Source organism: Verrucosispora sp. WMMD573, from assembly GCF_027497175.1.
Classification (GTDB): Bacteria; Actinomycetota; Actinomycetes; order Mycobacteriales; family Micromonosporaceae; genus Micromonospora.
In genome coordinates, this window is sequence record NZ_CP114901.1 from 5867129 (window position 1) to 5878709 (window position 11581).

General features: G+C 69.5%; 10 protein-coding genes. 9 read left to right on the plus strand and 1 reads right to left on the minus strand.

From position 1 onward, the window contains the following. The first annotated feature begins 12 nt into the window (after positions 1–12). The 7 genes from pgl to O7601_RS26595 all read left to right on the plus strand — a co-directional run bounded on the left by pgl (position 13) and on the right by O7601_RS26595 (position 7961). Positions 13–777: a 6-phosphogluconolactonase gene (gene pgl / locus O7601_RS26565; protein WP_281563802.1), complete on the plus strand. Its 765-nt coding sequence runs from the start codon at positions 13–15 to the stop codon at positions 775–777. Between the two features lie 250 nt (positions 778–1027). After that, positions 1028–2284 (plus strand): ATP-grasp domain-containing protein, encoded by a 1257-nt coding sequence (locus tag O7601_RS26570; protein WP_281563803.1) that lies wholly within the window; start codon positions 1028–1030, stop codon positions 2282–2284. A gap of 77 nt (positions 2285–2361) precedes the next feature. Continuing rightward, positions 2362–3393, plus strand: a complete 1032-nt coding sequence (locus O7601_RS26575) for a Gfo/Idh/MocA family oxidoreductase (protein WP_281563804.1) — start codon at positions 2362–2364, stop codon at positions 3391–3393. Then, entirely contained in the window at positions 3381–4607 is a 1227-nt protein-coding gene (locus O7601_RS26580; protein ID WP_281563805.1) for an ATP-grasp domain-containing protein, read from the plus strand. The genes O7601_RS26575 and O7601_RS26580 overlap by 13 nt, the downstream gene beginning before the upstream one ends. A gap of 34 nt (positions 4608–4641) precedes the next feature. Continuing rightward, on the plus strand, positions 4642–5901 hold the full coding sequence (locus tag O7601_RS26585; protein WP_281563806.1) for an ATP-grasp domain-containing protein: 1260 nt from the start codon (positions 4642–4644) through the stop codon (positions 5899–5901). After that, positions 5898–7250 carry an MFS transporter gene (locus O7601_RS26590; RefSeq protein ID WP_281563807.1) on the plus strand — a complete coding sequence of 451 codons (1353 nt, stop codon included), beginning with the start codon at positions 5898–5900 and terminating at the stop codon, positions 7248–7250. Before O7601_RS26585 ends, O7601_RS26590 begins: the two co-directional genes overlap by 4 nt. A gap of 87 nt (positions 7251–7337) precedes the next feature. Continuing rightward, on the plus strand, positions 7338–7961 hold the full coding sequence (locus tag O7601_RS26595; protein WP_281563808.1) for a phosphoribosylanthranilate isomerase: 624 nt from the start codon (positions 7338–7340) through the stop codon (positions 7959–7961). On the opposite strand, the gene O7601_RS26600 is transcribed toward O7601_RS26595, so the two are convergent. Next, positions 7885–9372 (minus strand): PLP-dependent aminotransferase family protein, encoded by a 1488-nt coding sequence (locus tag O7601_RS26600; protein ID WP_281563809.1) that lies wholly within the window; start codon positions 9370–9372, stop codon positions 7885–7887. The two genes, O7601_RS26595 and O7601_RS26600, sit on opposite strands and share 77 nt — an antisense overlap. 704 nt (positions 9373–10076) lie before the next feature. On the opposite strand from O7601_RS26600, the gene O7601_RS26605 reads away from it, so the two are divergent. Both O7601_RS26605 and O7601_RS26610 read left to right on the plus strand, forming a co-directional pair. Then, positions 10077–11363, plus strand: coding sequence for a nucleotide sugar dehydrogenase (locus O7601_RS26605; protein WP_281563810.1), 1287 nt, complete (start codon positions 10077–10079; stop codon positions 11361–11363). Between the two features lie 23 nt (positions 11364–11386). Continuing rightward, positions 11387–11554 carry a hypothetical protein gene (locus tag O7601_RS26610; protein WP_281563811.1) on the plus strand — a complete coding sequence of 56 codons (168 nt, stop codon included), beginning with the start codon at positions 11387–11389 and terminating at the stop codon, positions 11552–11554. Positions 11555–11581: the final 27 nt, after the last annotated feature.

Sequence of the window (11581 nt, forward strand, 5' to 3'; positions counted from 1 at the left end):
CGGAAGGACACCATGAGTGAGGCGAGTGTCGCCGTCCACGCCGACGCCGACCTGCTGGCGCAGGCGGTCGCGGCCCGACTGGTGGTGCGACTGCTCGACGCCCAGGCCGAACGCGGCCAGGCGTCGGTGGTGCTCACCGGCGGTCGGATCGCCGCGGCGGTCTACCGGGCGGTGGGCGCACTGCCCGCCCGGGACGCGGTCGACTGGTCCCGGGTCGACTTCTGGTGGGGCGACGAGCGGTTCCTGCCCGCCGGCGACCCGGAACGCAACGAGACCCAGGCCCGCGCGGCGCTGCTCGACGCGCTGCCGGTGGACCCGGCCCGGATCCACGCCATGCCGGCCTCGGACGGCGGTGCCGACCCGGAGGAAGCCGCCGCCCGGTACGCGGCCGAACTCGCCCGGTCGGCCCGGCCCGGCACCGCCGTGCTGCCCCACTTCGACGTCCTGATGCTCGGCGTCGGCGAGGACGGGCACGTCGCCTCGGTCTTCCCGGAGCACCCGGTGCACTACGACAGCCGACCGGTCAGCGCGGTGCGGGGCAGCCCGAAGCCGCCGCCGGTACGCATCACCCTCACCCTCCCGGCGATCAACACCGCCGAGGAGGTGTGGCTGGTGGCCGGTGGCGGCGACAAGGCCCACGCGGTCGGCATGGCACTGGCCGGCGCCGGCCCGATGCAGGTGCCGGCGGCCGGGGTGCAGGGCACCGGGCGTACTCTCTGGCTGCTGGACCGGGCCGCGGCGGCCGACCTGCCGGCCCGCTTCCGCAGCTTGCGCTGACGGGCACGAGCGCCTGACCTGTCCGGGCCCGCCGAGGGCCCGGGCCGTCGCGTGCCGCCACCGCCGGCTGATCGTCGCTTGTCGACGCCGGGTGCGCCGAACTGGTACCAGCGACTGTCACCTAGCTGGTCTGGCTCTCACCCCCTCCTGGCCGAAGACTGTGCTCACCGACTGAAGGTGAGCCCCGCTCGTCCACGCTCGCCGGAGTGTCGGATCACCATGCGGCGGTGCAGGCTCGGGAGGGGCTTCGGTGAAGGAACTGTTGCTGATCGGTGCCGGCTACATGGGCACCCCCTACCTGACAGCCGCCGAGCGCCTCGGGGTACGCGTCACAGTGGTCGAGTCGGCTCTGCACCGCGACCGGCTCGCGCCGCAGGCGGACCGCTTCATTCTCACCGAGGGCACCGCCGAGGAGGACTGGGCGGCAGCGGCCACCGCCGCCGCCTATTCGTGTGAACCGGACGGCGTGCTGGGGTTCGCCGAACCGCAGGTCATCGCCGCCGCTCTGGTGCAGGACGCCCTCGACGTGCCCGGCCCGTCGCTGCACGCCGCCGTCATCTCGCGGAACAAGGCCCTGCAACGTGGCTGCTTCGCGACCGCGGGGCTGTGCCAACCGAAGTACCTGATCGTGCCGGATGTCGAATCGGGTCTCAGCTGGGCGCGGAACCGCTATCCCGTGATCGCCAAGCCGCTGCACAGTAGCGGGAGCGCCGGCGTGGTCCAGGTGCTGGACGAGCCCACGCTCGTCGCCGTGCTCCAGTCCCGGTTGCCTCAGGAGAAGGTGCTGCTGGAGGAGTTCCTCGTGGGCACGGAGTACAGCTGGGAGGCGCTGATCCGGAGCGGCGAGGTGATCTTCGAGAACGTCACCGCGAAGGAGACGACAGGCCCACCGGACTTCGTCGAGCTGGCACACGTCGGTGGCCCACGGATGTCCGGTGCGGACATGTTCACCATCGACAGCCTGGGTCGTGGCGTCGTGGCGGCCATGCGGGTGCAGACCGGCATCGTGCATCTGGAGTTCCGGATGACCGCGGACGGCCCGGCGATCGTCGAGGTCGCGGTCCGCACGCCCGGCGACTACATCATGGATGTCATCGCGCTCACCCACCGGTTCGATCCGTACGCCGCGCTGGTCGCCATGGCTCTGGATCTGCCGGTCGCCCTGCCTTCGGCGGCGACGCCGGGAGCGCACGGCGCCAGTTGGTTCCCGCAGTTCCCGGCCGGTCGGGTGGCGCGCGTCAACGGCCTGGACGCCCTGCACGCCCAGCCGTGGGTGGCCGACGTCAAGCTCAAGGTGCGGGCCGGCGAGACGATCGCTGCGTACTCCTCCTCGGCGCAGCGGGTGGGGCACGTCCTGTTCCAGGCTCCCGACCTGGACGAGCTGACCGCGGCGATGGAGCTGGCCCGCAGCACGCTCACCGTGGATCTGGTCGACGAGCCACAACCGTCCGAACCGGCCCTCGGGATCAGCGCGTCGGTGTCCCCGTCGTCGAGCCGATCCGGCTAGCGGCACGCAGTCGTCGCAGGCTGTGGCTCTTTTCGATTCCGTTTCGTGCCCACGGGTGCGGCCTAGGGAGACACCTCATGCAAGGCGACCTTCAGCCGGTCATCGTCGGCTACGGACGAGCCGGTCGTGACCTGCACCATCGCGCGCTACGTCCGTTGCTCGACCCGGACGACTGCGTGATCGTCGTGGACCCACGTCCGGTGCCGGCGCAGCCGGGGATCCGGCGGGTGGCGACACTTGACGAAGCAGCGCGGGCCCTGCACGCGATGTCCGTACCGATGCGTCGGGCGGTCTTCCACCTGACCACTCCCCCTGCCGCGCACCTGGCCGGGGTGGAGCAGCTCGTCGCGCTCGGTGCCCGGCAGGTGATCCTGGAGAAGCCGATAGCCACGACCGTGGCGGAGGCACGCCGGATCGGCGACCTGTCGAGCGAGATCGCCATCATGCCGGTGAGCGTCTGGCTGGAGAGCGCCACGACCACTGTGGTGGAGCGCGCGGTCGCCGCCGGTGAGGTCGGCCGGGTGACGACTCTGCACATGGAGCAGAGCAAGCCCCGGTTTCGGCGGAACCTGGAGGCGACCGACGCGCACACGACGCCTTTCGACGTGGAGTTGCCGCACCAGATGCTGCTCGCGTTGCATCTGGCCGGAGCGGACGCCACCGTCGAGTCGGCCGTCCGGTGGCCGATGTCGTCCTGCGACCAGTACGGGCACGTCATGGGTGGCGCGGCGGTAACGCTGACGCACGGATCGGCCGTCACCAGCACCCTGCTGTCCGATCTCACCGCACCGATCCGACGTCGCCGGCTGGTCGTGACCGGCACGCACGGCCAGATCGTGGCCGACTATCCGCTGAGCTCCGAGGACGACTACGGGCAGGTACGCATCCGTGGTCGTGGCGATCGCCAGATCGTCCGGGATCTGCCGCTGTCCCAGTTCGTGCGGGCCGCCTACGACTCACGGCGGGGTGCCGGCCCGCCACCCCGTGGCGATCTCGGCATGCACGTACGCAGCATCGAGCTGCTGGACCGGGCTCGGAGTACCGCCGTGACCATTCCGCCTCACGTGACGCTTCCCCAGCTGACGGAGTTCGCGACATGGCAAGGCTGATCATCATCGAGCCCAGATCGTCCGGCTGCCTGCTCATCGACCGCGCCCGGGAACTCGGCCACGATCCGGTGGTGCTGACCGCTGACCGGGGCGAGCGGACCGTCCCCCGCGAGCGGTTGGCCGCCGCGAGCGAGGTGAAGATCGTCGACACGAACGACGACGCCGCCGTGCTCGACCTGCTGGAGACGTTGCACCGGGCCACGCCACTGAGTGCCGTGCTACCCGGGTTCGAACACTACGTTCCGGTCGCCGCCCGGGCGGCGGCCAACCTGGGCCTGCCGGGGATCGACCCCGACGCGGCGATGAAGCTGCACTACAAGCACCTGATGCGCCAGGCGGTCACCGACGCGGCCGTGGACCAGCCCGCCGCCGTGCTGGTCACCGAGCCGAACGAGGTCGAGGCCGCGGTCACGAAGGTCGGCCTGCCCTGCGTGGTCAAGCCGGTCAACCAGTCCGGCAGCCTGTTGGTCCGTCGGGCGGACACGCTGGACGAGGCGCTGGACGCGATCGACAGTATCCGCAGCCCGGCCGCCACCTATCTGGACCGGCAGACGTTGCCCGTCGCCCTGGTCGAGGAGTACGTGCGGGGGCCGGAGTTCAGCGTCGAGGGTTACGTCCACGACGGCGTGACACACGTCCTGTGCATCACCGAGAAGGTGCTCGGGGCGGAGCCCTGGTTCGTGGAGGCGGGCCACGTCCTGCCGGCCGACCTGCCGACCGACCTCGCAGCCGAGGTGGCCGCCTATGTCCGACGGGTCGTCGCCGCGCTCGGTCTCGGGCTGGGTCCGTTCCACGCCGAGGTCCGGCTGGCCGACCGGGGACCCCTGCTGATGGAACTCGCGGCCAGGTTGCCGGGCGATCACATCCCGGTTCTGCTGTCGCTTGCCCAGGACATCGACATGCACGCGATCACGGTGCGGGCCTACCTGGGTGAGCCGATCGGCGCGCTGGCGCACGGCGTCCGTCGACAGACCGCGGGCATCCGCTACTTCCTGCGGCCGGAGATCCGCCGCTTCACGACGATGACGGTCGGCCGCCGGGTGGCCGACGATCCTCGGATCAAGGAGATCTCGCTGCTGCATTCGCCGGGTGCCGAGGTGCCGGACCCAGGGAGTTCGTCGGGCCGGCTCGGCTACGTCGTGGCCACCGGCGCGACCTATCAGGAGACGACCGCGCTGCTCGACGCGGTAGACGCGGCTGTCGTCTTTTCATGATCTTCTCATCCACCGCCTCGTTCAGGAGTTGACCGTGTCCAGTCACATTCTCATCCTCAACCGATGGAGCAACGAGTTCGGCGAGTACCACCGATACGTCGACCACCTGAGCAACCGGGTGGCGTACCTGACCACGCCGGCTGGCCGGGAGCCGCTTGACGAGCAGCTCGCCGAGGCGATCGTCACGCTGCCCGATCTCGGTGACGTGGCGGCGGTCACCACCCACGCCAAGGAGTTGTCCACCCGGTACGGACAGTTCGACCACATCATCGCGCTGTCCGAGTTCGACCTGGAGACAGCGGCGGAGTTGCGGGCCATCCTCGATGTGCCCGGCAAGAACTCGGCGGAGGTACTGAAGGTCCGCGACAAGCTGGTCATGAAGCGGCACATCGAGCAGGCCGGGCTGCGGGTGCCGGCGTACGGTCCGGCGAACTCGGTCGAGCAGGTACGGGAGCTGGTCCGGCGGGTGGGCCTGCCGATAGTGCTCAAGCCCCGGGCGGGTGCCGACAGTCAAGGAGTCTTCGTCTGCCGTACGGAGGCCGAGCTGGACAGGCTGCTGGCCGACGAGTCGTTCACCGACTACGAGGGCGAGGAGTTCGTCGAGGGCGGGCTCTACCAGGTGGACGGGGTGGTCCAGAACGGTCGGCTGCTGGTCGTCCGGAGCTGGCAGTGCCTGGCCGGATGTCTCGACTTCGCCCAGGGCACTCCGTTCGGCTCGGTCGCCAACGACGATGCCGAGTTCGAGCGGCGGGTGGTCTCCTACACCGAGCGGGTGCTGGCCGCGTTGGGCCTCACCGACGACGTGTTCCACCTGGAGTTCTTCCGCACCGACACGCCGGTCGGCGACGACGAGCACGCCGACATGGTCTTCCTGGAGATCGGCGCCCGGGCCGGCGGTGGCCAGGTGCGGTTCGTCTGGCGCGACGTGTACGGCGTCAACCTGATCGACGCCTCGGTCAGGTTGCAGATCGGGGAGAAGCTGGAACTGCCGGCGATGGACCTCGGAACCGTGGCCGGCTACCTGATGATGCCGGAGCCACCGGTACGCCCTGCGGTCGTCCACGCGGTCGGTTCCCTGCGCGGCCGGGTGGACGACCTGTACGACGAGACCCTGCCGCCGCCTGGCGCGGTCCTGAATGGCACGGGCGGTGCCCGCCACACGGCCGGGACGTTCCGGTTCCGTGCGCCCACCGCCGCACGGGTGAAGCAGGCGATCTCCCGCGCCGCCGAGCTGTACGAGCTGTCCTGGTCACCGGCGCAGGACGAGCGTGACGCCACCGGAACGCACGGGTGAGCCAGGACCGCGGAGCCGACTCGCTGCTGTCTGACCCCCCGTCGCCCGATCGGCCGCCGGAGGTGGCGGCATCGCTGTGGCGCCACCCCGACTTCCTCCGGCTCTGGGGAGCACAGACCATCGCGATGCTCGGTTCCCGAGTGACCGAGTTGGCGCTGCCGCTGACCGCGATTCTGCTCCTGGACGCCGGACCGACCAGCCTGGGCCTGCTCAACGTCGCCGAGTACCTGCCCTTCACCCTCGTCACGTTGTTCGCCGGGGTGCTGGCCGACCGTTACCGGCGGCGTGGCCTGCTCATCGGTGCCAACATCGGCCGGGCGTTGATCCTGGCGGTGGTGCCGCTGCTCGCCCTGACCGATCAGCTGTCCATGACGGCTCTCTACGTCGTAGCCTTCCTGATCGGTGTTCTGACCTCGCAGTTCGACGTCGCCTACCAGGCGTACGTGCCGGTGCTCGTGTCGCGGGCCCAGCTCGTGGAGGCGAACTCGAAGCTGCAGTCCACCCGGTCCATCGCCGAGACCGGCGGCAAGGGCTTCAGCGGGGTGCTCATCCAGGTGTTCACCGCTCCCGGCGCGATCATCGTCGACTGCCTGACGTATCTGATCTCCGCCGCGTCCTTACTGGCCATCAAGACCCGGGAACCACGTCGCGTCACCACCTCGCGAGGCTTCAGAGGGGTGTGGAGTGAGATCGGCGAGGGGTTGCGGGCAACCCTCGGTCATCGCATTCTCCGGGCCGTCCTCCTCCAGGCCGCCTGGTTCAACCTGTTCCATGACGTCGTACTCGTGCTGTTTCCCCTGTACGGCCTCAAGGACCTGGAGCTGTCGCCAGCGCTGCTCGGGTTCATCATCGCCTCGGCAAGCGTCGGCGCCTTCGGTGGCTCGCTGGTCGCGGGAGGGCTGGCGCGACGCCTCGGGATCGGTCCCGCGATGGTCGTTGGCGTGCTGACCTCGGCACTGGGTCTCCTGGCGTTGCCGCTGGCCACCGGCTCGCCGATGGTGCAGTTGCTGCTGCTCGGCGCGGGGTACGTGATCAGCGGCGTGGGCATCACCATCTTCAACATCCATTCGGTGGCGCTACGCCAGGCGATCATCCCCAATCGTCTCCTCGGGCGGGTCAGCGGCACCTACCGCTTCGTCGCCTGGGCGGTCATCCCGCTGGGTGGCCTGCTCGCCGGAGTCCTGGCGAACGTCCTGAGCGCCCGAGGCGCCCTGCTGATCGCCGGCATCGGCCTGATGGTCGGGGCCGTGGTGTTCGCGTTCACCCCGGCCGGACGGATCGCCGAGGCACCGGAGGGCCCCGAGGCCGAGATGTCCACCGACCTCAAGCGCTCGGGCGACCCGATGTAGCGATCGGGGTCGCGGCCCGCCCGGCACGCGCTCCCGTCGCGCCCGGGGCACCGGTGCAGGATATGAGATGCCGAAGGGAGAACATGCGTGTTCATCAAAGTCTGCGGCCTACGGACCTCGACAGATGTCGCCGCCGCCGTACGAGCCGGGGTGGACGCAGTGGGCTTCATGCTGACCGAGAGCGTTCGTCGCGTGACCCCGGCGGAGGCCTGTCGCCTGGCCGCCGAGGTGCCGCCCCAGGTGCTGACCGTCGGGGTGTTCCGGGGTGAGCCGGTCGACGTCATCCGCGAGTGTGTGACCACTGCCGGTCTTCGGGCTGTGCAACTGCACGGTGGCGAGCCCCGCGATCACTACGAGGCGCTGCGCGACCTGGACGTCGCGCTGATCAGGGCGACGTCGGTGGCGGAGGGTCAGAACCTGCAACCCGGCTCGTACGGCGAAGATCTGTTGATCATCGACTCTCCCCAGCCGGGTTCCGGCAACCAGTGGAACTGGTCCTACCTGAAGACGAACCCGGTGGCCGGGCGCTGGATGCTGGCCGGTGGCCTCAGCCCCGGCAACGTCACGGCCGCCGTCGCGGCACTGTCGCCGTGGGGGGTCGACGTCTCCAGCGGAGTGGAGGTGCGCCGGGGGGTCAAGGAACCGCGGCTGATCGCGGAATTCGTAACCGCTGCCCGATCGAACGGGTCAGGCTCGCCCCATTCCGGTTAGGCCGGGGATCGGCGCACTGGGCGTAGGACTCACCGACGCGGGCGAGCGCCTCGTTGATGTCACTGGGCCGCACCGCCGAGTAGCCGATGACCAGCGCTGGACGGGTGGTCAGGCAGGGCGTCTCGGCGAGCCGAAAGTGCCCTCCCCCGCGCAGGAGAACCGACCGGCGCAGGGCTCCGTCCACGACAGCCGCCTCGTCCACGTGGTGGGGCAGCTCGACGTAGACATGACGGCCGGCGGACGCCCCCCTGATGCTCGCTCCGGGTAGATGTCGCCGTACCGCCTGGACGACTGTCTCCAACCTGGACCGGTACCTCGGCCGCAGCCGCCGTAGGTGCCGGTCGAGCAGGCCCGCCCGGAGGAACTCCGACACCGCCAGTTGGGTGATGCTGTCGGAGCCCTGGTCCGATGCGGCCCGTGCCCGTTCGACCGCGCCGAACAGCCATTCCGGCACGGCGAGCCACCCGAGGCGCAGCCCGGGCGCGAGTACCTTGCTCAGGCTTCCGCCGTAGACGACCCGCTCCGGGTCGCTGCCCTGGATCGCCGGTGGTCGCTCCCGCTGGTCGAACCAGAACTCCGTGTCGTAGTCGTCCTCGATGATGATCCCGTCGACGTCGCGGGCCCACCGCAGCAACGCCTGCCGACGTTCGAGCGGCATCGTCGCCCCGGTGGGAAACTGGTGCGCCGCGGTGATCAGGACAGCGCGGACACCACTACGCGCCAGGGCGCCGAGGTCCACGCCGTCGGCATCCACAGGCACGGGCACCGCGCGCATGCCGGTGCTACGGATGAACTGGAACTGCTTGCCGCTACCGGGATTCTCCACACCGATCCGGTCGATGCCCACGGTCGGAAGGGTCCGGCAGATCAGTCCGAGGCCGTGGGCGAAGCCCATCGTGACCATGGTGTGGGCGGGTTCCACCCGTACGCCCCGCACCCGGCCCAGGTAGCTCGCCAACTCCGTGCGCAGCGCCGGGATGCCGGTTATCGGCGGGTAGCTCAAGTCGTTGGCCCCCAGGCTCTGCGTCGCCCGTTGGTAGCACGACAGCCATTCCTGGAGTGGAAAGTTCGTCACGTCCGTCGCACCGACCCGAAGGTCCCAGCGCACGGCCGGTGCCGACGGCTCGTCGAGACTGGGTCCCCGGTCCACGCCGACGATCGGCCGGGTGGCCACGCGGGTACCCGAGCCCTGGACGGCTTCCAGGTATCCCTCGGCGCTCATCTGCTCGTACGCCTCGACCACCACGCTGCGCGACACTCCGATGTCACGAGCCAACAGGCGGCTTGACGGCAGCGGCACGCCGGGCAGAAGAATGCCATTTCTAATCTTCTCCTTGATGGCACTCTGGATCTGCCGACTGAGCGGCTCGTCGACATCCCTGTTAACGCTGATTGTCAGATGCCACGGCATTCTGAATTTCCCCCCAGCATGGCAGCATCGCTCTTGGCTTTGCTCATCGGATGTCACGTGCTGAATCCTCAGGTCGGTCACCAATGACCGCACTCGATGCTCGCCGCCCCACCCACAATGGCACGCAGAGTGGATACTAGCGTCGGCCGCCGGTCGACGCCGAATCACGGCCGGCGAACAACCTCGCCGACCACCCGGTGCCGGGTGTCCCGGCGTGGATCACAAGCCGCCGGCAGCGCGCCGTTTAGCCCGATCCGCCGGGATATTTTGGTAACCTAAAGTAGGCAAAATAGGACGGAGCGTAGCATCGAGCCGACTACACCGCCGAACTACGCCCATTTCGACGCTTTGATGCTTGCTATTGCCATATACACCTCAGGCGAATGCATGAGCAGGCCATCGCATAGGCGGCAATTACTGTCCGGACGGTGCACAGGGGAGGCGATCCGGCCGAGCGAAGGTTGACCAATACGTGGACGAGACCCAGGTCAACGTAGACGATTCGGCGGCGTACCCGGTCCTGGTCTGCCGATGTCCCTCTTCAGTGGTCTGGGCCGGGCGACCGACCGGCTGATTGGATCGCCGCTGGCACTCAGTGGCCGAGCATTAAACGCCCACCGCTTGGAGCTGTGCAAATGGTTGCTATGGTCAGCTCGCCCACCGATTCCAGACCAGCGGACCCGCGCGCCGGCGCCGTTGTCGAGGTGGCCGACTTCGATCACCTCATCGCCAGCCGAAAGGCGGTCGTCGGCGTCATCGGGCTCGGCTACACCGGCTTGCCGCTGGCCACCGGTTTCGCCGCTGCGGGCTTCTCGGTGGTCGGTCTCGACACGGATGCCGAGAAGATCAACGCCATTCTCCGGGGCGAGTCCTACCTGCCGGACGTATCGGACCTGGAGCTGGAGGACCTGCACCCACGGATGTCGGTGGGAACGTCTCCCGCCGCGATGGCGGCGGCGGACGCCGTGGTCGTCTGTGTCCCGACACCGACCAGTCACGGCGTCGCCGACCTCTCACACGTCGACTCGGTCCTTGCCGCGGTGGTCCCGCACCTGCGACCGGGGACGCTGCTGGTGTTGCAGTCCACCATCCCGCCGGGCACCACGTCCGCTGCGGCGCGCCGGCTCACCAGCGAGGGTGGCACACGCATCGGCACCGACCTCTACCTGGCGATGGCTCCGGAGCGGATCAATCCAGCGAACGCCGACGGCTGGCGGATGACCAACACGCCCAAACTCGTCGGCGGCTTCACCCCCGAGTGCACCCGCCGGGCCACCGTGTTGTTCGAGCAGGTCTGTGAGCAGGTCCACCCGGTCTCCAGCCCGGAGGTAGCCGAGTTGGCGAAGGTCTTCGAGAACACCTTCCGGCTGGTCAACATCGCCCTGAGTCTGGAGTTGTCCGACCTCTGCCGGCAACTGCGGATCCCGGTCCGGGAAGTCATCGACGCGGCGGCGACCAAACCGTACGGCTTCCTCGCGCACTACCCCGGCCCCGGTGTCGGCGGCGAGTGCATCCCTGTCGATCCGCTTTTCCTCCAGCCCTTGGCGCAACTGGCGGGCACGGACCTCAGCCTCGTCCAGGCCGCACACCGACGGATCACCGAGCGCCCGGGGCAGGTCGTCGACCGGATCGTGGAGCTCATCGCGGCCGGGGGCGGAACGATCCAGCAGGCCCGGGTGCTGATCGTCGGCGTCAGCTACAAGGAGGGCGTCGCCGACCTGCGCAACGCACCGGCCCTGGACATCATCCGGGCGCTGCGGCAGTGCGGCGCGCAGGTCAGCTACTACGACCCGCTGGTGCCGTCGGTGGTCCTCGACAACCAGGCTGTGCCCGTGGCGTCCTGGACGCCCACGGTACTCGCCGCGCAGGACTGCGTGGTGCTGGTGACCCCGCACAACCGCATCGCGGCGGACCCGCACTGGAGCGCAGCACCGCTGGTGCTGGACACCCGCAACGTCCTGACGCCGGCCCACAACATCGAAATCCTGTGAATCCGAGCCCCCGATCCCTGCCCGTGGCTCCTGCCGGACTCGACGATCTGCGTGGCGGCGACGCCGAGGACCTCCCCGACGGGCCGGCGCCGGCCCGGGAGGCGAGCAGCGGCGGGCGGACCGCCGCCCCACTCGCGGATCTCCGCCGCCAGCCAACTGCCGTCACCGCCGCCGAAGACGACTCGCGATGACGCAGTCACCCCTACCCAGCAAGGAGT

What these genes read in the sequence shown, in the direction of transcription:
- pgl (WP_281563802.1), top strand. Translation starts at nt 13, where the DNA reads ATGAGTGAGGCGAGTGTCGCCGTCCACGCCGACGCCGACCTGCTGGCG.
- O7601_RS26600 (WP_281563809.1), bottom strand. Translation starts at nt 9,372, where the DNA reads ATGCCGTGGCATCTGACAATCAGCGTTAACAGGGATGTCGACGAGCCG.
- O7601_RS26575 (WP_281563804.1), top strand. Translation starts at nt 2,362, where the DNA reads ATGCAAGGCGACCTTCAGCCGGTCATCGTCGGCTACGGACGAGCCGGT.
- O7601_RS26580 (WP_281563805.1), top strand. Translation starts at nt 3,381, where the DNA reads ATGGCAAGGCTGATCATCATCGAGCCCAGATCGTCCGGCTGCCTGCTC.